19 protein-coding genes are annotated in these 22,242 nt (G+C 46.5%); 17 read left to right on the forward strand and 2 right to left on the reverse strand.

The annotated features are described in order from the left end of the window. Nucleotides 1-10: 10 nt before the first annotated feature. Nucleotides 11-841: a type I methionyl aminopeptidase gene (gene map, locus L5M18_RS07840; RefSeq protein WP_226058787.1), complete on the reverse strand. Its 831-nt coding sequence runs from the start codon at nt 839-841 to the stop codon at nt 11-13. 283 nt (nt 842-1,124) lie between these two features. Between map and rpsB the strand changes: the two genes are divergently transcribed. From rpsB to tilS, 17 genes are all read left to right on the forward strand, one after another. Next, nucleotides 1,125-1,853, forward strand: a complete 729-nt coding sequence (gene rpsB / locus L5M18_RS07845) for a 30S ribosomal protein S2 (RefSeq protein WP_028760607.1) — start codon at nt 1,125-1,127, stop codon at nt 1,851-1,853. 120 nt (nt 1,854-1,973) lie between these two features. After that, complete coding sequence (gene tsf / locus L5M18_RS07850; RefSeq protein WP_028760606.1) at nt 1,974-2,825, forward strand: translation elongation factor Ts; 852 nt, start codon at nt 1,974-1,976, stop codon at nt 2,823-2,825. 68 nt (nt 2,826-2,893) lie between these two features. Then, nucleotides 2,894-3,631, forward strand: a complete 738-nt coding sequence (pyrH, locus tag L5M18_RS07855) for a UMP kinase (RefSeq protein ID WP_006080981.1) — start codon at nt 2,894-2,896, stop codon at nt 3,629-3,631. A gap of 21 nt (nt 3,632-3,652) precedes the next feature. Next, complete coding sequence (frr, locus tag L5M18_RS07860) at nt 3,653-4,210, forward strand: ribosome recycling factor (RefSeq protein ID WP_012088724.1); 558 nt, start codon at nt 3,653-3,655, stop codon at nt 4,208-4,210. A gap of 81 nt (nt 4,211-4,291) precedes the next feature. Continuing rightward, nucleotides 4,292-5,119 (forward strand): isoprenyl transferase, encoded by an 828-nt coding sequence (locus L5M18_RS07865; protein WP_028760605.1) that lies wholly within the window; start codon nt 4,292-4,294, stop codon nt 5,117-5,119. A gap of 20 nt (nt 5,120-5,139) precedes the next feature. Beyond that, nucleotides 5,140-5,997: a phosphatidate cytidylyltransferase gene (locus L5M18_RS07870; protein ID WP_131523803.1), complete on the forward strand. Its 858-nt coding sequence runs from the start codon at nt 5,140-5,142 to the stop codon at nt 5,995-5,997. Between the two features lie 4 nt (nt 5,998-6,001). Then, on the forward strand, nt 6,002-7,192 hold the full coding sequence (ispC, locus tag L5M18_RS07875) for a 1-deoxy-D-xylulose-5-phosphate reductoisomerase (RefSeq protein WP_263196471.1): 1,191 nt from the start codon (nt 6,002-6,004) through the stop codon (nt 7,190-7,192). Between the two features lie 39 nt (nt 7,193-7,231). After that, nucleotides 7,232-8,602: a sigma E protease regulator RseP gene (rseP, locus tag L5M18_RS07880; RefSeq protein ID WP_028760602.1), complete on the forward strand. Its 1,371-nt coding sequence runs from the start codon at nt 7,232-7,234 to the stop codon at nt 8,600-8,602. Between the two features lie 31 nt (nt 8,603-8,633). After that, complete coding sequence (gene bamA / locus L5M18_RS07885) at nt 8,634-11,114, forward strand: outer membrane protein assembly factor BamA (RefSeq protein WP_263196473.1); 2,481 nt, start codon at nt 8,634-8,636, stop codon at nt 11,112-11,114. 64 nt (nt 11,115-11,178) lie between these two features. Continuing rightward, on the forward strand, nt 11,179-11,676 hold the full coding sequence (locus L5M18_RS07890) for an OmpH family outer membrane protein (RefSeq protein WP_028760600.1): 498 nt from the start codon (nt 11,179-11,181) through the stop codon (nt 11,674-11,676). 3 nt (nt 11,677-11,679) lie between these two features. Continuing rightward, a complete protein-coding gene (lpxD, locus tag L5M18_RS07895) occupies nt 11,680-12,705 on the forward strand; it encodes a UDP-3-O-(3-hydroxymyristoyl)glucosamine N-acyltransferase (protein ID WP_105249717.1) in 1,026 nt (341 codons plus the stop codon). Between the two features lie 31 nt (nt 12,706-12,736). Then, the gene (gene fabZ, locus L5M18_RS07900; protein ID WP_006080990.1) at nt 12,737-13,201 is read left to right on the forward strand and encodes a 3-hydroxyacyl-ACP dehydratase FabZ; all 465 of its coding nucleotides are present in this window, start codon (nt 12,737-12,739) and stop codon (nt 13,199-13,201) included. Beyond that, on the forward strand, nt 13,198-13,968 hold the full coding sequence (lpxA, locus tag L5M18_RS07905; protein WP_263196475.1) for an acyl-ACP--UDP-N-acetylglucosamine O-acyltransferase: 771 nt from the start codon (nt 13,198-13,200) through the stop codon (nt 13,966-13,968). The genes fabZ and lpxA overlap by 4 nt, the downstream gene beginning before the upstream one ends. A 241-nt stretch (nt 13,969-14,209) precedes the next feature. After that, nucleotides 14,210-15,388 (forward strand): lipid-A-disaccharide synthase, encoded by a 1,179-nt coding sequence (lpxB, locus tag L5M18_RS07910; protein ID WP_113938987.1) that lies wholly within the window; start codon nt 14,210-14,212, stop codon nt 15,386-15,388. Beyond that, nucleotides 15,388-16,020: a ribonuclease HII gene (gene rnhB, locus L5M18_RS07915; protein ID WP_263172263.1), complete on the forward strand. Its 633-nt coding sequence runs from the start codon at nt 15,388-15,390 to the stop codon at nt 16,018-16,020. The genes lpxB and rnhB overlap by 1 nt, the downstream gene beginning before the upstream one ends. Before the next feature lie 150 nt (nt 16,021-16,170). Further along, the gene (gene dnaE, locus L5M18_RS07920) at nt 16,171-19,644 is read left to right on the forward strand and encodes a DNA polymerase III subunit alpha (protein WP_198573602.1); all 3,474 of its coding nucleotides are present in this window, start codon (nt 16,171-16,173) and stop codon (nt 19,642-19,644) included. A gap of 41 nt (nt 19,645-19,685) precedes the next feature. Continuing rightward, complete coding sequence (gene tilS / locus L5M18_RS07925; RefSeq protein ID WP_263196477.1) at nt 19,686-21,125, forward strand: tRNA lysidine(34) synthetase TilS; 1,440 nt, start codon at nt 19,686-19,688, stop codon at nt 21,123-21,125. A gap of 135 nt (nt 21,126-21,260) precedes the next feature. Here tilS and L5M18_RS07930 read toward each other — a convergent pair whose 3' ends face one another. Further along, nucleotides 21,261-22,151, reverse strand: a complete 891-nt coding sequence (locus tag L5M18_RS07930; protein WP_263196478.1) for a GGDEF domain-containing protein — start codon at nt 22,149-22,151, stop codon at nt 21,261-21,263. Nucleotides 22,152-22,242: the final 91 nt, after the last annotated feature.

Here is a 22,242-nt window from a genome sequence, read left to right on the forward strand (position 1 = left end):
TTAGTGTGGCCTATCGCTCGTGATTGATAATACGTGGGAAATCCTCATCCTCACGCAGGGTAAGTACTTCAACCCCTTTTTCAGTCACCAGTAAGGTATGTTCCCACTGGGCTGAATTTTTACCATCGGAGGTCGTTACCGTCCACTTATCATCGCGATCGAGTATGGTCGTGTGGCGACCGGCATTGATCATAGGTTCAATGGTGAAACACATGCCTGGGCGTAATACTGTGTTATCGCCGTTACGGTAATGCATAACCTGAGGTTCTTCATGGAAACCCGAGCCAATACCGTGGCCACAATAATCTTGCACGATGGAATATTTCTCAAGGCCTGTTTTACTTGCTTTGATGAATTTTTCGATAGTATTGCCAATTTCACCCAGTTTTAAACCTGGACGAACCTTACGAATAGCTAAATACAGGCTTTCTTGTGCGATGCGGCACAGACGTTTGTCCTTTGCGCTCACTTCACCGATTAAAAACATCATCGAGGTATCGCCGTGATAACCGTCTTTAATCACTGTGATGTCGATATTGAGGATATCGCCTTCTTTCAATGGTGGGTTGTCGTTTGGAATGCCGTGGCAAATCACATGGTTTACAGAAGTACAAATGGATTTGGGAAAACCATGGTAGTTAAGCGGCGCCGAAATCGCACCTTGCTCTTCGGTATATTTGGCGCAGAGGTCATTGAGCTCATTGGTGGTCACGCCCGGTTTAACATGCGGCGCGATCATTTCTAATACCTGTGCGGCTAGTTTGCCCGCAGCACGCATTTTTTCAATTTCTTCAGCGGTCTTGATGACTATACTCATTGCGTTTTCTCTTGTGTCTTTAATGTCTGTTGGCCACGCAACCTAATGCAAAAATTTGTGCTTTAGGGCTATTTATGGTATAAAGCGCGCCGTTATGTTTAAGTCTTGATGAATTGTCCAAGCCAGCTTTTGCGCTGCTTTGATACTTGCAAGACTAAAGATGGCGGCCATTATACATGGCTATTTGTCTAAATACTAAATCACACACGTGTCGACACATTCTTCGGGGTGCCCTCAGTTGTTATATCAGGGGTCGAAGACATGGGATACGTGGAGGTCTAACCCCCTAAATTTTAAGGTAATAGAAATGACTACAGTTTCAATGCGCGATATGCTTCAGGCCGGTGTCCACTTCGGTCACCAAACCCGTTACTGGAACCCAAAAATGAAGCCATTCATTTTCGGTGCTCGCAACGGTGTTCACATCATCAACCTTGAGCATACTGTGCCAATGTTCAATGAAGCGCTAGCTTTCATCAGCAACGTAGCTTCAAAGAAAGGTAAAGTATTATTCGTTGGTACTAAACGTGCTGCTGGCGAAGCGATCAAAGAAGCTGCTCTGTCTTGTGACCAGTACTATGTTGATCACCGCTGGTTAGGCGGTATGCTGACTAACTGGAAAACCGTTCGTCAGTCAATCAAACGTCTGAAAGAACTGGAAAGCCAATCAGTAGACGGTACTTTCGACAAGCTGACCAAGAAAGAAGCGCTGATGCGTACTCGTGAGCTTGAAAAGCTGGAAAAATCTTTAGGTGGTATTAAAAACATGGGCGGCCTGCCAGACGTATTATTCGTCATTGGTGCTGACCATGAGCATATCGCTATTAAAGAAGCTAACAACCTGGGTATCCCTGTTGTTGCAGTTGTTGATACTAACTCTGCGCCAGATGGTGTTAACTACATCGTTCCTGGTAACGACGACGCTATGCGTGCTATCCGCCTGTACACTTCTTCTGTTGCTGCTGCTGCAAAAGCTGGCCGTGGTCAAGATTTGGCTGTTCAAGCTGAGCAAGACGGTTTCGTAGAAGCCGAATAATAATAAGGCGGGATGATTATCATCACCCTTATTAACCAAGATTTTTGATTGGTTAACAGGGGCCATTCGGCCCCTGTTTTATATCTGCAAATTAGTCGATTTTTTATAGAGGATTTAACAATGGCAATTACTGCTGCCCAAGTTAAAGAACTGCGCGACCGTACTGGCGCAGGCATGATGGATTGTAAAAACGCTCTGACAGAAGCTAACGGCGACATGGAGTTAGCAATTGACAACATGCGTAAGTCTGGCGCTGCTAAAGCGGCTAAAAAAGCGGGTAACATCGCTGCTGACGGTACAATTCTGATCAAGAATGGCGAAGGTTTCGCTGCGCTATTAGAAGTTAACTGTCAAACTGACTTCGTTGCTAAAGATTCAAACTTCTTAGCATTCGCGAACGCAGTATTAGATGCCGCTGCTGCATCTAAAGTGACTCTTGAAGATTTAAAAGCACAGTTTGAAGATGCACGCGTTGCATTGGTAACTAAAATCGGTGAAAACATCAACATTCGTCGTGTTGAGTACATCGATGGTGCAAACCTATCTTCATACCGTCATGGTGAGCGCATTGGCGTTGTTGTTGCCGGTGAAGCTGACGAAGAAACCTTAAAGCACATCGCAATGCACGTTGCTGCTTCTAAGCCTGAATACGTGAACCCAGAAGATGTTCCTGCAGAAATCGTTGCAAGAGAACAAGCTCTGCAAATCGAAATGTCAATGAACGAAGGCAAATCGGCAGAGATCGCTGAGAAGATGGTTCTAGGTCGTATGAAGAAGTTCACCGGTGAGATTTCTCTGACTGGTCAAGCTTACATCATGGAACCAAAGAAAACTGTTGGCGAAATTCTGAAAGAGAAAGGCGCTAAAGTCACTAACTTCATTCGTTTAGAAGTGGGTGAAGGTATTGAGAAGAAAGAAGAAGATTTCGCGGCTGAAGTTGCTGCTCAAATCGCTGCTTCTAAAAAGGCTTAATCGCCAACGCTAAATACCCCCAAGACCGCGGCAATAGCTGCGGTCTTGTTATGACCAGGATAAAAATTATGAGCACCAATCCAAAACCCGCATTTAGACGCATTCTTCTTAAATTAAGTGGCGAAGCACTGATGGGCGACGAAGGCTTCGGCATCGACCCTAAAGTATTAGATCGCATGGCTCAGGAAGTGAAAGAGCTGGTTGAGCTGGGTATTCAGGTGGGTGTGGTTATTGGTGGTGGTAATCTGTTTCGCGGTGAAGGCCTAGCAAAAGCCGGCATGAACCGTGTGGTGGGCGATCACATGGGTATGCTGGCAACGGTTATGAACGGCTTGGCAATGCGAGACGCCCTGCACCGTGCCTATGTTAATGCTCGTCTGATGTCAGCTATCCCGTTAAAGGGTGTGTGTGATGATTACAATTGGGCTGAAGCGATCAGCTTGCTAAAATCTGGCCGAGTGGTTATTTTTGCTGCCGGTACAGGTAATCCTTTCTGCACGACCGATTCTGCGGCCTGTTTACGCGGCATTGAAATCGAAGCTGAAGTCGTATTGAAAGGCACTAAAGTTGACGGTGTATACTCCGAAGACCCAATGAAGAACCCAGACGCCGTTAAGTATGATGAAGTGACTTATGCGGAAATTCTGGAAAAAGAATTAAAAGTAATGGACTTAGCCGCCTTTACTATGGCGCGTGATCACGACATGCCTATTTTAGTCTTCAACATGAATAAACCTGGCGCTCTACGCCGCGTTATCATGGGTGAAGAAGAAGGCACGCTGATCAGAGCGAAAAAAGTTATTTAATGACCAAGAAGGACATTTAACGTGATTGAGAACATTAAGAAAGATGCGCAAGAGCGTATGGGTAAATGCGTTGACGCGACTAAAAACCAAATGGCAAAAGTGCGTACAGGTCGTGCCCACCCAAGCCTGCTGGATTCCATTCAAGTCTCTTACTACGGCACTATGACGCCACTAAACCAAGTGGCTAACGTGGGCGTTGAAGATTCACGCACTCTGTCTGTGACTGTGTTTGACCGTAGTGCTATCCAAGCCGTTGAAAAGGCTATTATGAGCTCTGATTTAGGTCTGAATCCTATGTCAGCTGGCGCGACATTACGTATTCCATTACCCGCGTTGACTGAAGAACGTCGTAAAGACTTCATCAAAGTGGTACGTAACGAAGCTGAAAACGGTCGTATTGCTATCCGTAACGTGCGTCGTGATGCGATTTCTGAAGTGAAAAAGCTTGAAAAAGCTAAAGCTTGTACTGAAGATGATGTGCGTCGCAGTGAAGAAGAAGTGCAAAAGTTCACCGATGCTCACATTAAAAAGGTCGATGAGATTTTAGCGGCCAAAGAAATTGAGTTGATGGAAGTCTAATCTCAGTTCGATAAGCTAGAGTTGATGCGCCGTGTAGGGGTATACTACACGGCGTTTGTCTATTTTAAAGGGCTGTATTAGATGTCATCCACAGTGGAACTTGATCCGCACCCTAGGACGAGTGAGAGTGATTTATACACTCAAACGACCTTGCCGGGACAATTACCCGAACTCGTGAAACAGTCGTTACCTAAGCATGTTGCTATTATCATGGATGGCAATGGGCGTTGGGCACAAACCCAAGGTAAACCACGAGTGATGGGACATAAGGCTGGTGTTAAGGCCGTTAGAAGAGCCGTAAGCACGGCAAGCCAATTAGGCATTGAATCGCTAACCTTATTCGCATTTTCTAGCGAGAATTGGCGTAGACCCGATAAAGAAGTCAGCTTGCTGATGGAGTTGTTTTTTACCGTATTACAGCGCGAAATTAAATTGCTGGATAAGAATCAGGTTAAGCTCAACATTATTGGCGATATCAGCCGCTTTTCTGCGCGATTACAGAAGCAAATTGCTGCTGCTCAAGAGAAGACATCTCGCAATACTGGCTTGGTTCTGAATGTTGCGGCTAACTATGGTGGCCGTTGGGACATACTTCAAGCAGCACAAAAATTAGCGGAAAAGGTCGAAACTGGCGAAATGACCAGCAGTCAGTTCACCGAAGAAGCCTTAAGTGCACATTTGTGCATGCAAAATCAGAGTGAAGTTGATTTAATGATCCGCACGGGCGGGGACTGTCGCATCAGTAATTTTGTGCTGTGGCAGGCGGCCTATGCAGAATTGGTGTTTACCGACACCCTTTGGCCTGATTTCGATGAACAGGCTTTTCATGAAGCGATAGCCATTTTTGCAAGTCGCCAGCGCCGTTTTGGTCTGACTGGAAGTCAGATTGATGAGATGCGTGCATTGTAAAACCTCATGAGGGATTTTTTTTGCTAAAACAACGAATAATAACAGCAACTTGGTTAGTTCCATTAGTTTTAGGGGCGATATTTTTGCTCCCTGCCAGCTACTTCGCCTGGGCCTTAGTTGCCGTCTTCCTTATTGCAGCAAAGGAATGGGGAAGAATTATCGATAATCAGTGTGATGTCACTCAGTGGAGCTTTACCTTCACAGTTGGTATCTTATTGGTGGCAATTAATCTTATTGTGCCAATCGATGCAGTTTGGTTAAGCCATCAGTTACATCCTATCTATTTGGCCATTCTCTATATTGGTGCATTCTGGTGGTTAGCATCACTATTATTAGTGGTAACTTATCCTAAAAGCGCTAAGTTCTGGCAAAAGAATCCTATGTTTAAGTCCATGTTTGGACAGTTAACCTTAGTGCCTTGCTTTGTTGCTCTTATCGCACTCAAATCCATTAGCTCACAAACTTCACCCTATTACGGCCCAGTATTAGTACTGTTAGTGATGTTGATTGTGTGGGCCGCTGATTCTGGGGCTTACTTCGTCGGTAAAGCGATAGGTAAAACGAAACTGATGCCTGCAGTGAGCCCTGCTAAAACCTTGGAAGGCCTACTTGGTGGTTTAGTGACGACTATGCTCGTGGTTGCAGGTGTTATGTATTATTCGCCAGAGCAAGAACTGGGCTTAGTTGTGGCAGTGACCTTATTTGTTGCTTTAGTGTCGGCGCTGGGCGATTTATCTGAGAGTATGTTTAAGCGTGCGGCCTGTATTAAAGATTCTGGCACTATTTTGCCCGGTCACGGCGGCGTGCTCGACCGCATCGACAGCCTGACTGCAGCCTTGCCGGTGTTTACCCTGATCTACATTGCATTCTGGATGTAACGCTATGCAAAATATGGTGATTTTGGGTGCTACCGGTTCAATTGGTGCTAGTACCTTAAGCGTGATTTCGGCTAATCCATTGGCTTATAGCATCTATGGATTGGTGGCCAATGCGAGCGTTGATAAGATGCTGGCTTTGTGTGTAGCCCATAAACCGAAAGTCGCGCATATGGTGGATGAAGAGGCTGCGAAACAGTTACGCGCCGTTTTACCCGCTGCGCTCAATATCCAAGTCACTACTGGCATGAACGATTTACTCGGTTTAGTGACGGCTGCCGAAGTGGATACTGTAATGGCTGCGATTGTCGGGGCGGCAGGGCTAGTACCAACCCTTGAAGCCGTGAAGGCGGGAAAGCGAGTATTACTGGCCAATAAAGAAGCTTTAGTCATGTCGGGTGAGTTGTTTATTGAGGCGACTAAGCGCTCTGGTGCTGTGCTCTTGCCCGTGGACAGTGAGCATAATGCTATCTTTCAATGTTTACCCCTAGAAGTGCAGGCTAACCTCGGCCGTTGCGATTTAACTGCATCGGGTATATCCCATATTTTGTTAACCGGTTCAGGCGGACCTTTCCTGCGGTCGGAACTTGCGACACTTGCGGCCATGACGCCTGCCCAAGCCTGTAAACACCCTAATTGGTCCATGGGACCTAAAATCTCTGTTGACTCCGCCACTATGATGAATAAGGGTTTAGAGTTCATTGAGGCGCGGTGGTTGTTTAATACTCAGGCTGAGCAACTTAAAGTGGTTATTCATCCGCAAAGCGTGATCCACTCTATGGTGCAGTACCGTGATGGTTCGGTTATCGCCCAAATGGGTAACCCTGATATGCGCACACCGATTGCCCATTGCATGGCTTATCCGCAAAGAATTCATTCGGGCGTTGAACCTTTAGATTTTTTCAAAGTCGGACAGTTAAGCTTTTATGAACCTGATTTTGAACGTTTCCCCTGTTTGGCTTTGGCTATGGAGGCGTGTGCCCAAGGCCAAGAGGCAACAACCGTATTAAATGCTGCCAATGAGGTCGCTGTTGAAGCATTTTTGCAGGGGAAAATTGGTTTTACGCAAATTGCAAAAGTGAATGAAGCTTGTTTAGTCACTGTGCCTAAACGTCCTATGGGCAGCATAGAAGATATTTTAGCCTTAGATGCGCAAACCCGCGTCTATGCGCGTGAGACATTAGCAAGCATCGCTTAGCAATAGCTGAGTGATTAAATTTATAACGTAAGGAGTGGGATGTTAGATTTTTTATGGAACTTAGGTTCTTTCATCGTTGCACTGGGTCTGTTAATTACTGCCCACGAATACGGCCATTTCTATATCGCGCGACGTTGTGGCGTGAAAGTCGAACGTTTCTCCATTGGTTTTGGTAAGGCTATTTGGCGCCGTGTTGGTAAAGACGGCACTGAATATGTGTTAGCCATGATCCCCCTTGGCGGCTATGTCAAAATGCTCGATGAGCGTGTTGAAGACGTTCCCGATGAATTAAAAGATCAAGCGTTCAATCGTAAAACCGTATGGCAACGTATTGCGATTGTTGCCGCAGGTCCAATTGCTAACTTTATTTTTGCCATCGTTGCCCTGTATTTTATGTATCTGATTGGTGTGCCATCACTTAAGCCTGTGATCACCTCGACGACACCCGGGACTGCTGCTGCGCAAATTCAAATCACAGAGCCAATGCAAATAACGGCCATTTCCGGTCAGGCTGTGCGTAACTGGGAAGAAGTGAATTTAGCTTTAGTCGGCCACATAGGTGATGAAAGTCTGAGTGTATCGCTAACGCCATTGAATGGTTTGCAAGGTTTAGACTCTAGTGCGCGGTCTTATACCTTAGATACGCGTAATTGGCGTTTTGATCCTGAAAAAGAATCCCCAATTACGGCATTAGGGTTAGGGATTTATCGTCCCGAAATCGTCCCCACCATTGCTGCGATTAGTCCTGACAGTGCCGCTGCGAATAGTGAGCTAAAAGTCGGTGACACCTTAGTCGCAATAAATGGTAAAAATTATACCGATTGGCAGGCTTTTGTTGACATTATTCAACATTCTGCCAATGTGCCTGTGAGTTTAACAGTGCGTCGCAATGGCGAACAGTTTAATGTGGCAGTGACACCCTTAAGCAGTAAAAATGCCGATGGCCAAGAGATAGGTATGCTCGGGGTGAGCCCAACCCAAGCACAATGGCCAGACAATATGCGTTTACAACTTGAATATGGACCAATCGATTCTTTCGGTATAGCAGCGGATAAAACATGGCAACTTGTTGCTGTGAGCTTTAAGATGATTGGCAAATTATTTACCGGCGATGTGTCGGTGAAAAACCTGAGTGGACCCATTTCGATCGCACAGGGTGCGGGCAGTAGTGCAAACTATGGCTTGGTCTATTTTCTCGGGTTCCTCGCGCTCATCAGCGTCAATTTAGGCATCATTAACTTGCTGCCTTTACCTGTGCTCGATGGGGGACACCTGCTGTATTACTTTATTGAAGTAATAACTGGTAAACCTGTACCTGAAAAGGTGCAGGAAATAGGATTCAGATTTGGGGCAGCAATACTGCTGATGTTGATGAGCGTTGCGCTTTTCAATGATTTTGCCCGACTCTGAGCAAGGACAGACTAATAATTAGAAGTGCTCTATGAGATTGAATAAACTTTTTGCCTCGATGTTATTCGTCGGTGCGTCGTTTTCAGGGACTGTGTTGGCTGATACTTTCCAACCGTTTGAAGTGACCGACATCCAAGTTGAAGGTTTGCAACGAGTTGCACTCGGTGCTGCCTTGTTAAGCTTACCAGTAAAAGTAGGTGACACTGTTGATCAGTTAAGAATCCAGCAAGCGATTAAAAGCTTGTATGCATCGACTAACTTTGAAAATGTCTCCGTGAGCCGAGATGGCGGCGTATTAGTGGTGAAAGTCACTGAGCGTCCAACTATTAGTGCCGTGACATTCGATGGCAACAAAGACATTAAAGACGAACAGTTACAGGAAAGTCTGGACGGTTCTGGCGTTAAAGTCGGTGAGTCGCTCGATCGCACTATGTTGACCGGTATTGAAAAGGGTCTGCAGGATTTCTACTACGGCGTGGGTAAATACGGCGCGAAAGTGGAAGCCCAAGTGATTAACTTACCCCGTAATCGGGTTGAGCTGAAATTTAAGTTTACCGAAGGTTTAGCGGCCGAAATCCGCCAAATTAACGTGGTCGGTAACAAAGAGTTCACCGATGCTGAATTGATCGGCATGTTGGAACTTAAAGATTATGTGGCTTGGTGGGATCTGTTTGGTGAGCGTCGTTATCAGAAGCAAAAACTGCAGGCTGATCTCGAGACCATCAAAACTTACTATCACAATAAAGGTTATATCCGCTTCGAAGTGACTTCAACTCAAGTGGCTATGACGCCTGACCGTAAAGGTTTATATATCACCATTAACGTTGAAGAAGGTGAGAAATATAAAGTTAAAGAAGTAAACCTGACGGGTGATTTGATGGGTCGTGAAGAGTTGATGAAATCAATTCTGCCAATCAAAGCGGGTGATATGTACAACGGCGGTGATGTGACTTTCACCGAAGAAATGTACAGCAAGTATTTAGGCCGCTTCGGTTATGCTTACCCTGAAGTGAAAACCTACCCTGAAATTGATGATAAGACTAAAGAAGTCACCTTAAACATCAATGTTAAACCGGGTAAACGTGTTTACGTACGGGCGATTAACTTCACTGGTAACACAGTGACTAAAGATGAAGTGATGCGCCGTGAGCTGCGTCAGATGGAAGGCGCTTGGTTAAACTCAGCGCAAGTTGAGCAATCTAAAGCGCGTCTTAACCGTTTGGGCTTCTTCGAAACCGTTGACACTGAAACCATTCAAGTGCCAGGTACCGATGATTTAGTCGATGTTGCGGTTAAAGTGAAAGAGCAGCCGTCGGGCTCATTCAACGCGGGTGTTGGTTATGGTACTGAATCAGGCCTGAGCTTGCAGTTTGGTGTGCAGCAAAATAACTTCTTAGGCACAGGTAACCAAGCGGGTATCAGCTTGAGCACCAACAAGTACTCTAAAAACGTTAACTTATCCTATACCGATCCGTACTGGACAAAAGACGGTGTGAGTTTAGGCGGGAGCGTTTATTGGAGTGAGTTTGACGCCAATGAAGCTAACTTAGAACGCTATAAAAACAGTTCGTATGGTGTGGCGCTTAACTCGGGTTTCCCGATTAACGAATACAACCGTATCAATGGTGGTATTGGCTATCGTCACAACACGATTTCTGAGATCTCAGCTTATGAGCAGGCGCTGCGTTTCTATAACATCTATCGTGATGACGATCCAAACGCGGACTTAAGTTTCGATAACTTCGAACTCAGCCTGGGCTGGTATCGTAGCACCTTGAACCGTGGCACTTTCCCAACAGATGGCTCTTCTCAGCGTCTGAACGGCAAAATGACTTCGCCAGGGTCTGATTTACAGTATTTTAAGACAGACTTTGATACTAACTACTATTTCCCTGTTAACCGCAGTCAGAGCGTTGTGCTCTTGGCCCGTGGTCGATTAGGTTATGGTAACGGTTATGGTCAATTCAACGATAACGACCAAATTCTGCCTTTCTGGGAAAACTATTACTCAGGTGGTAGCAGCTCGCTACGTGGCTTTAAGTCTAACTCTGTAGGCCCTCGTTCATTCTATCTCTATCGAGGTAGTGAGCCGTGTGCACCGGATCCATCGGGCGATGGCTGTAGCTTGCCTGGCGATCCTAATAGTATCCAAGTCAGTTCTGGCCGCTCTATCGGTGGTAATGCCCTTGCAACGGCAAGTATGGAGTTGATTGTACCAACCCCATTTTTGGATGAGGCTTACACTAACTCAGTTCGTACTAGCTTCTTCGTAGATGCGGGTAACGTCTGGGATACTGAGTTTGATTACGAGTCATATCAAACACTTCCGGCGGACGAGTTTGCTAAGTTACAAGACTATAGTGATCCAGCTCGCCTGCGCGCCTCTTGGGGCTTGAGTGTGCAATGGTTATCACCTATGGGACCTATGGTGTTCAGCTTAGCGTGGCCGCTTAAAGAATATGAAGGTGACCAAACAGAGATCTTCTCTTTCAATATTGGCAAAACTTTTTAAAAGGCATACACTCGGCAAGTTTTGCTGACAATAACAAGGTAACAAGGAGTTTATTTTGAACAAGATGGTAAATTGCGCGCTGATGACGTTAGTTTTGTTAGGCGCGCCGTTAGTGGCACATGCTGAGAAAATTGCCGTAGTGGATATGGGCGCTGTGTTTGAACAGCTCCCACAACGTGAACAGATCTCTCAATCTCTGAAGAAAGAGTTTGGTGATCGCGTAGCTGATGTCCAAAAAATGCAAGAAGAAATGCGTTCTCTGATGGAGAAGCAGCAACGTGACGGTGCGTTAATGAACGATGCACAAAAAACAGAGCTGGTTCGTAAAATGGAATCGCTAAAATCTGAATATCAGTTAAAAGGCAAAGCATTGGATGAAGACCTACGTCGTCGCCAAGGTGAAGAGCAAAATAAACTGTTAGTTAAAGTGCAAAAAGCCATCAACACTATCGCTGAAAAAGACCAATATGATTTGGTATTACAACGTGGTGCTGTCATTTATGTTAAGCCTAACGCTGACATCAGTGGCAAAGTGGTTGAAGCCTTAAGCAAAGGCAAGTAATAGATGAATAGTGTGACTTTAAAAGAGCTATGCCTGTTATTAGACGGTGATATCCAAGGCGACGAAACGCTAATTATTAATAGTGTGGCGACCTTAGAAAATGCCAAGGCGGGTCAGATCTCTTTTTTAGCCAACAGTAAATACCGCTCTCAGCTTGAGGCAACTCAAGCGAGTGCGGTGTTATTGTCAGCTAAAGATGCGCAGGATTATCAAGGTACTGCGTTAATTGTAAAAGATCCATATGTCGGTTTTGCCCGTGTTGCTCAGTATTTGGACACGACACCCAAAGCGGCGGTGGGCATCCATCCTTCGGCTCAAATTGATCCTTCAGCCCATTTAGGGGAAGGTGTCGCTATTGGCGCGAATGCTGTGATTGGTGCGAACGTCATTTTAGGTGAAAATGTGCAGATTGGTGCCGGTGTTGTGCTGGGACAAGATGTGGTTATTGGCTCAAAAACACGTTTGTGGGCTAATGTCACCGTCTATCACGATGTGCATTTAGGACAGGATTGTATTATCCATTCGGGTGCCGTATTAGGCTCAGATGGTTTTGGTTATGCTAACGAACGTGGTCAGTGGATTAAAATTCCGCAGACAGGTGGCGTGCGTATTGGCGATCGGGTTGAGATTGGTGCTAATTCAACGGTAGATCGTGGGGCATTAGGCCATACAGAGATCCACGACGGTGTGATTATTGATAACCAAGTGCAAATTGCCCATAACGATATAATCGGCGAAAATACTGCTATTGCAGGCAGTACTACTGTCGCAGGCAGTGTCACTATTGGTAAATATTGTATTATTGGCGGTAGTTGTGCCATCGCAGGTCATTTGAGCATAGCCGATGGTGTGCATGTGTCTGGTGCTACCAATATCACCACTAATATGCGTGAGCCTGGCTTATACTCTTCTGCCACCGTGGCAATGGACAATAAACTTTGGCGTAAAAATACAGTTCGTTTCCGTCAGTTAGATGAACTGTTCCAGCGTGTTAAAACGTTGGAAAAAAATTTAAAAACACCAGATTAATTGCCCCAAGGCAATTTGAGGAACTCGGTTCGTGTCTAATCAAATGAACACTATGGATATTAAAGAAATACTTAAATATCTACCCCATAGATATCCATTCCTATTGATCGATCGTGTGCTTGATTACACTCCTGGTGTTAGTCTGCAGGCGATCAAAAACGTTTCAATAAATGAGCCATTTTTTCAGGGACATTTCCCGATACAACCTGTAATGCCAGGTGTGCTTATTTTAGAAGCGATGGCACAGGCAACTGGCCTGTTAGCCTTTAAAACGATGAGTAGTGATGTACCACCACCAGGTGTGTTGTATTACTTTGCTGGTATCGATAATGCGCGTTTTAGACGTGTGGTTGAGCCAGGAGATCAAATTCATTTTGATGTCAAAATGATTAAAGAGCGCCGCGGGATTGGCGTTTTCTACGGTGAGGCCAAAGTGGATGGTGAAGTGGTTTGTTCCGCTGAAATCATGTGTGCCCGCAGAGAGATTAGTCAGTGATAGATACATTAGCGTTTGTGCATCCCGATGCAAAAATTGGCAATAACGTCACTATTGGCCCTTGGACCTATATCGGTGCGGGCGTCGAAATTGGTGATGATTGTTGGTTGAGTTCCCATGTGGTGGTCAAAGGCCCAACGATTATCGGCAAAGGGAATCGTATTTTTCAATTCGCCTCTGTTGGTGAAGAATGCCAAGACAAAAAGTACGCTGGTGAGCCGACACGACTGAGCATTGGCGACAATAACGTCATCCGTGAAAACGTGACCATTCACCGCGGTACGGTTCAAGATAACAGTGAAACCCGTATTGGTTCGAATAACTTGTTTATGAACTATGTGCATATCGCCCATGACTGTGTGGTCGGCGATAATGTCATCATGGCGAATAACGCATCTATTGCAGGTCATGTGCACGTCGGTGACTGGGCGATTTTAGGCGGTATGACAGGCGTACATCAGTTTGTGCATATTGGTGCCCATGCTTTTACTGCCGGTTGTTCTTTAGTTTTGCAGGATGTGCCTCCTTTTGTGATGGCAGCGGGTCAACCGACAGTGCCTCGCGGCTTAAACAGCGAAGGTATGAAGCGTCGCGGTTTTTCTAAAGAAAGCCAGTTAGCCGTGCGTCGTGCTTATAAAACCTTATACCGTAGCAGTTTAACGGTAGAAGAAGCGATTGAAGCATTAGCTGAAGATGCGCAGAACGATGAGCAAGTCAAATTACTGCTTGAGTTTGTAAAGTCATCGAGTCGCGGCATTATTCGCTAACTTGATGACCACATGACAACAAAAGGGCATTTATATGCCCTTTTGTATTATTGGTTTAAGCCTTTTTTGTGGTAGACGTAGCCGTTAAAAATGCGTTTATTCATCAATGCATTCGACCATAAATGAGCTTAGTCATTAATTGAATCATTAACTTAACATAAGTGTAGGCTTGGAACGATGCATTTTAGGTGCGGTTTACCTCTTCATCCAATGCCATTAATTCATGAGACGTGATTGGTTTATGAGCAATAAAACTCCATTAGTGTTTGCCATGGTTGCCGGAGAACTCTCAGGCGATATTTTAGGTGCAGGTTTAATGGCTGCGCTGCAAAAGACCCATCCCGATGCGCGCTTTGTCGGTATCGGTGGACCCCGCATGGAAGCCCTAGGCTTCAAATCCCTGTTTGCGATGGAAGAACTCGCAGTGATGGGAATCGTTGAAGTGTTATCCCGTCTACCTCGCTTATTAAAAGTGCGGTCATCCTTGATTAAAGAGATCACCGCGCTTAAGCCCGATTGTTTTATTGGTATAGATGCACCGGATTTTAATATAGGCCTCGAGCTTAAACTCAAAGCGCGCGGTATTAAAACCGTTCATTATGTGAGCCCATCCGTGTGGGCATGGCGCCCAAAACGTATATTCAAAATCGCGAAGGCGACCCATATGGTGTTGTCGCTATTGCCATTTGAGAAAGCTTTTTATGACAAGCATCAAGTACCTTGTACCTTTGTGGGTCATACCTTAGCGGATGATATTCCGTTGCGAAGCGATAAAGCGGCGGCGCGTCAGTTACTTGAACTCGATGCCGATGCAGAATATTTAGCGATTCTACCGGGATCTCGTGGTGGCGAGTTAAAGCAATTGGCCGAGCCTTTCGTGAAAGCGGCTTTACTGATTAAACAGAACTTCCCTGATATACGTTTTGTGACGCCGCTGGTCAATCAAAAACGCCGTGAGCAATTTGAGCAAGCGCTGAAGGATTTTGCACCGGATCTCGAAATTCATATGGTCGAAGGTCAGTCGCGCGAAGTCATGGCGGCTGCCGATGGCATTTTATTAGCATCAGGCACCGCGACGTTAGAAGCCATGTTGGTTAAGCGTCCAATGGTGGTGGCTTATCGTGTTAGCCCTATGACCTATTGGATTGCTAAGCGCATGATGCAGGTCGAGCGTTTCTCGTTACCGAATCTACTGGCTGGAAAAGATCTCGTCCCTGAGCTCATTCAAGAAGATTGCACGCCAGAGAAAATCGCTGCGGCGGTCACAGTCGAGTTAAATCGAGATTTTACGCCGCTCAAAGCTGAGTTTGATGCCCTGCACCAAGTGTTACGCCGTGATGCGAGCTTAAAAGCCGCTGAAGCGGTAATGGCACTGGTTGAGCCTAAACCAAGTCATGCTAAATCACTGGAGGCTAACTAGTGGCAACTTTTAAAAGTTTAACCGACGCCGATTTGCTGGCCTTTTCGACGGGATTAATTGCTGGTGTGGATGAAGTCGGCCGTGGGCCATTAGTCGGCGATGTAGTGACTGCGGCTGTGATTTTAGATCCAAACAAGCCCATCAGTGGTCTGAATGATTCCAAGAAACTCAGTGAGAAGCGCCGCGAAGCTTTGTTTGATGAGATTTGTGAAAAAGCCCTGTGTTATCACGTGGGCCGCGCAAGTCCTGCTGAAATCGATACGCTTAATATCTTGCATGCCACTATGTTGGCAATGCAGCGCGCGGTTGCAGGGCTTAAGATTGCGCCTACGTTGGTGTTAGTCGATGGCAATCGCAGTCCGGCATTTGTTGCCCATAATGGCGTCTCGCTTACCAGTCACAGCATCATTAAAGGTGATGGTTTAATTGCCAGTATTAGTGCCGCATCGATTATCGCCAAAGTGACGCGGGATCGTGAGATGGATGTGCTCGATGCTGCTTATCCGCAATACGGTTTTGCTAAGCATAAGGGCTATCCGACTAAGGCGCATTTTGAGGCCATCGCCGAACATGGGGTGTTTGACCAATATCGTAAAAGTTTTAAACCCGTCAAGGCATTACTGGGACTGTAAGCTGTGCTCCCAAGCTACCTGAAGATACGAGTTTCAGGTTGTTTGGGTATAAGTTCCCGTTATCCAGCAAAGTCACTGGCTCTGGCTGCGTGACTTTGTTAGTCTGCTTTCTAGTTATTGTTAACCTGCTATTCAAAGATAATCCTAATTATGTCCGATCCTCGTTTTGTGCATCTTCGTGTCCACAGTGACTTCTCTATGACCGATGGCGTGGCCAAGGTCAAGCCTATTTTGGCGCAGGTGGAAGCGCAGGGAATGGCGGCTGTCGCCCTGACTGACCAAAACAACTTTTGTGGTTTGGTTAAGTTTTACAGTGGTTGCCATGGTGCGGGGATCAAACCGATTATCGGCGCCGATTTTTGGATGCAAGTGCCCGGATTCGAAGGCGAATTATGCGCCTTGACCATAATTGCGATGAACAATGTTGGTTATCAGAATCTGACCCAAATTATCAGTCAGGCCTATTTGCGTGGCCAAGTGGCTGGGCGCGTGGTGATCGACCAAGAGTGGTTACTCACTTATAACGAAGGCATTTTGCTGTTATCGGGCGCCAAAGAAGGCGATCTGGGTAAGGCACTGCTCAAGGGCAATGGCACACAAGTCGAATCTTTATGCGACTTTTATCAGACCCATTTCACTGACCGTTATTTCCTCGAGCTTATCCGTACAGGTCGCCCCGATGAAGAGCGTTATCTGCATATGGCTGTGGCCTTAGCGCAGGAGAAGGGCATCCCTGTGGTGGCCACTAATCAGGTGGTGTTTCTTAAACCCGAAGATTTTGATGCCCATGAAATTCGGGTGGCAATTCACGATGGCTTTACCCTTGCAGATCCTCGTCGACCTAAAAAATACAGTGAACAGCAGTATTTGCGTAGCGAAGAGGAAATGTGTGAACTATTCGCCGACATTCCTGCGGCGTTGGCGAACAGTGTCGAAATCGCTAAACGCTGTAATGTAACGATCCGTTTGTACGAATATTTCCTGCCCAACTTCCCGACGGGCGATATGTCCATCGAAGACTTTCTGGTCGATTGTTCGAAGAAGGGCCTTGAAGAGCGGCTCGAGTTTTTGTTCCCTGATCCTGAGGTGCGCGCCGAGAAACGCGGCGAATACGATGAGCGCCTCGACATTGAACTTAAAGTGATCAACCAGATGGGGTTCCCCGGTTACTTCTTGATCGTGATGGAGTTCATCCAATGGGGTAAAGATAACGGTATTCCAGTCGGGCCTGGTCGTGGCTCGGGCGCGGGTTCACTCGTGGCCTATGCGCTTAAGATTACCGACTTAGACCCATTAGAATTTGACTTACTGTTCGAGCGATTCCTCAACCCTGAGCGGGTTTCTATGCCCGACTTTGACGTCGACTTTTGCATGGATAGACGTGATGAAGTGATCGACCATGTGGCCGAATTGTACGGCCGCGAAGCGGTATCGCAAATCATCACCTTCGGAACTATGGCGGCAAAAGCGGTTATTCGTGACGTTGGCCGTGTGCTGGGTCATCCCTATGGCTTCGTTGACCGAATTTCTAAACTCATTCCACCAGAACCTGGGATGACGCTGGCGAAAGCGTTTGAGGTCGAGCCAGCCCTGCAAGAATCCTATGATGCCGATGAAGACGTAAAAGATCTGATCGACATGTGTCGCAAGCTCGAAGGTGTGACGCGTAACGCGGGTAAACACGCGGGTGGTGTGGTGATTGCACCAACTAAAATTACCGATTTTGCGCCGCTCTATTGCGACGCTGAAGGTAAAAACCCAGTAACACAATTCGATAAAAATGACGTCGAAACCGCAGGTTTAGTTAAATTCGACTTTTTGGGTTTGCGTACTTTGACAATCATCGACTGGGCACTGGAGATGGTGAACAAGGTCGAGGTCAAAAACGGTCGCCCACCTGTGCGTATCGAAGCGATTCCGTTAACGGATGCGGCATCTTTCCGCTTGTTGCAAAAATATGAAACCACAGCGGTATTCCAGTTGGAATCCCGCGGTATGAAGGATTTGATTAAACGTCTGCAGCCCGACTGTTTCGAAGACATGATCGCACTGGTGGCATTGTTCCGCCCTGGGCCTTTGCAATCGGGCATGGTAGATAACTTCATCGAGCGTAAGCATGGGCGCGAGGAAGTATCGTATCCCGATTCTCAGTACCAGCATGAATCCTTAAAAGAACTGTTATCACCGACCTACGGCATTATTCTGTATCAAGAGCAAGTGATGCAGATTGCACAGGTGTTATCGGGTTACACCCTTGGCGGCGCCGATATGCTCCGCCGTGCTATGGGTAAGAAAAAGCCCGAAGAGATGGCCAAGCAGCGCAGTATCTTTAAAGAGGGCGCAATCAATAACGGTGTCGACGGCGACTTGTCGATGAAGATCTTCGACTTAGTGGAAAAGTTCGCCGGCTACGGTTTTAACAAATCTCACTCAGCCGCCTATGCGCTTGTGTCTTATCAGACCTTATGGCTGAAAACCCATTATCCTTCGCAGTTTATGGCGGCGGTAATGTCGGCCGATATGGACAACACAGATAAAATTGTGACTTTGGTCGATGAATGTGAGCGTATGGGGCTACCGCTCATTCCTCCGGATGTGAACAAAGGCTTGTTCAAATTTACCGTCGATGATGATTTGCGCATCGTTTATGGCATTGGCGCCATTAAAGGCGTGGGTGAAGGTCCAGTTGAATCGATTTTAGAGGCGCGTAAAGATGGCCCCTTCGTGGATCTATTCGATTTCTGTGCCCGTATTGATTTGAAAAAGCTCAATAAGCGCGTGATTGAAAAGCTGATCTGCGCGGGCGCACTCGATACTCTAGGGCCGCATCGTGCGTCTATGATGGCAACCTTGCCCGAAGCGATTCGGGCTGCTGATCAACATGCCAAAGCCGAGGCGATTGGCCAACACGATATGTTTGGTTTGCTCAACAGTGAACCCGAAGACAGTAAGCAGCAGTTTGTCGAATGTACCCCATGGCCAGATAAAATTTGGCTCGAAGGCGAGCGCGAAACCTTAGGCTTGTATTTGACTGGTCATCCGATCAATCAATATTTAAAAGAGCTTAAGCATTACACGTCCGGTCGCTTGAAAGATGTGCATCCCACCGAACGCGGTAAAACTGCTAAGGCTGCGGGGTTAGTGGTGGCAACGCGAGTGATGCTGACCAAGCGCGGATCGAAAATGGGCCTGTTGACACTCGATGATAAGAGCGCACGTCTCGAAATCATGTTGTTTACCGAAGCCTTTGAAAAGTTTAATCATCTGCTGGAGAAAGACCGCATCCTCATTTGTGAAGGTGAGGTGAGTTATGATGATTTTGCCGGCGGTAACCGTATGACGGCGCGTAACATCATAGATATCAGTGAGGCGCGCAGCCACTTTGCCAAAGCGCTGGAAATTGATATGGATGGCAGCGAGTTAACGCCATCGGCGTTAGACACTTTCGAGCAAGCGCTAAGCCCGTGGCGTAACGGTGCTGTGCCTGTGGTGATCAATTACACTCAAGCTCAAGCCAAAGGTCAGTTTAGGTTAGCCGATGCTTGGCGAGTGAATCCGACCGATGACTTGATGCTCTCGCTCGAATCGCTCCTCGGGCCAAACAAGGTGAGAATTTTATTCTAATGTTGGCGAATGTCTTAGGTGTAAACAGATGAAGTTAACTTATGTCGGCTAAGCGTGACGAAGCGTTGACTGCTGGCGATCTCAGCGCGCATATCTGTGATTTTTTGGCAGCGCAATCCTTAGCGCCTGACAGCAAGTTAGTACTGGCTTACAGTGGTGGGGTTGATTCCGAAGTCTTGGCCTTTGGTTTAAGCCAGTTTGCACGGAAACATCCGGAGTTTAATTATCAGCTAGTGTATGTACACCATGGCCTAAGCGATAACGCTGAGGCTTGGGCACAGCATTGCCTTGAGCGGGGCCTGTATTACGATCTGCCCGTGACGGTTGAGCGAGTCGTGGTTAATCGTGGGCCAAGATTGAGCCTTGAAGCCGAAGCGCGCAAAGCGCGTTATCTGGCGATTGAGCGGCATTTAAGTGCCAATGATGTGTTGCTGACGGCTCACCATGAAGACGATCAGGTTGAGACTATCTTACTGGCACTCAAGCGGGGTCAGGGGCCTAAAGGGCTGGCGGCCATGGGACAAGTGCAAGCATTAGCACATGGCAGACAACTGCGGCCGTTATTGGATATCAGCCGTGAGCAAATTGAAGCCTACGCAAAACAGCAGGGCTTAGTGCATATCGAAGATGAAAGTAATCAAGACGATAAGTACGATCGAAATTTTTTACGCTTAGAAATCATTCCCCGCTTAAAAGCGCGTTGGCCGAGTATTGCGACAACTGCGAGTCGCAGTGCGGCATTGTGCGCCGAACAACAGGCGACGCTGGATTTACAGGTGAGTGAACGTTTACCTTTATGGTTAACCCAAGCCCCTTACCATACTCAAAGTGTATTCAAGCTCGATGGTTTTGCCGAACAGTCAGCCGACTGGCAAGCGTTACTCTTACGTGGCTTTATTGAATCCCAAGGTTTTGCTTTGCCCTCAAAGGTGCAGCTTAAGCAAATCATCACTCAGCTTCTTAACGCGAAAGACGATGCTAAAGTGCATATTCGAGTGGGTGAGTGTGAAATCCGTCGCTTTGCTAATCAAGTCTATTTATTCAAGTATCAAACTCACAAACGTCACACTCGGCCTGTGAGTTGGACCTTGACACAGCATGACTTTATTTCTTTATTACAGGGAGATAGTACCGAATTAGTCGTGTCGCCAGCGGGCTTAGCGAATGGTGAGCAGATTAGGCTGATAGTGACAGAACAAGGTCCCAGAGTCCGCTTACCTTGGCCTGATGAAGTGGTCAGTGTGCGTTATCAACTTGCGGGGCAATTTCGCTGCCACCCGCATTCTCGGGGTAAGGGGCGAGAATTAAAGAAACTGTGGCAAGAGTTTGCCATTCCGCCTTGGGTACGCGAAAAGGTGGGGTTTGTGTTTTATGGCGAGCAACTGGTGATGGCAATTGGACTGTGGGTTGAAAAGGGCTTTATTGTTGAGTCGAATGGACTTGGTTTACAGGTGTTTGTTGAGGAAGCAAAGGAATTCTAGTCGAGAGTTAATCTTGGAATATTGGTGTGTTCTAGGAAAGCGAGAGTGGAACGCAGCGCGTCAGTTTGATTTAGACCTTTATGGGGTACGAGCTGCGAGTGAGTTATCGCATTTCATTTGGCATCCCTGCGCGTGTTAAACTAATTGATTTTGGCTGAGTTTATAGCAGTTACGTCCGGCGGCTTTGGCTTGATAAAGCGCCTTATCGGCGAGTTCATAAAGTTGTTCGGCTTCAATGGTATCGTGTGATTCTGCCGCCCCTAAACTACAGCTCACCCCAAATTGATTGAAACTACTGTGCTGATTGATTACCGAGACAATCCGTTCACATAACAAGCCTGCCGCATGAATATTGCCTTGGACAATAATGACGAATTCATCACCACCAATCCGGAAGGCTTGATCTGTGTTGCGTATGGTTGCACGAATGATGTCACCAAATTCCTTCAGAATATAGTCACCACATTTATGGCCGAATTTATCATTAAGTTGTTTAAAGTTATCAAGATCGAGCACTATGAGAGCGACTGCTCCTTGTTTTCGATGGGCTCTGGCGGTCGCATTACTGAGACTCTGACTGTAATAATGGCGATTGCCTAAGCCAGTGAGCGAGTCAAACATAGCTTGCATCGACATTTCTTGATATTGCAACGCATTTAATAAAGGTTGCAATAACAGCGGTTCAATATCCTGTAAGTTTGAGGTTTGTGATGGCGTAAATGGCGTCACCAGTTGGTACTGAATCGTTAATGGCATTCCTGCACACATGAGCTGTCGTTTGACGCTGATACCATAACGTTTGCCCCAGCTGAATTTGTGCTCGCCATAGGTTAAGCGCACGCCTTGGATCGGCAAGTGTTGTCCCAGCAGTTTGCCATAGCAGGCAAAGACTGTCCTAGGATCTAAACTGGCATGCAGTTGTTGGATCACTTGCATCAAGTCCAATGGATTATCATTGGGACTATAATGTTCTGTTTGATAGCGATATTCGTCGGGATACAGCTCGGTCGCTAGGCCAAAGTCCATAATCATCACTCCAGCAAATGTTAGTGCGATACATCTCTAACCTAGTCTAAGCAAATACCGTGCCGCAATATTTGTTAATAAAATTTGTCTT

The organism is Shewanella sp. SM20 (genome assembly GCF_025654545.1).
GTDB lineage: Bacteria > Pseudomonadota > Gammaproteobacteria > Enterobacterales > Shewanellaceae > Shewanella > Shewanella oncorhynchi.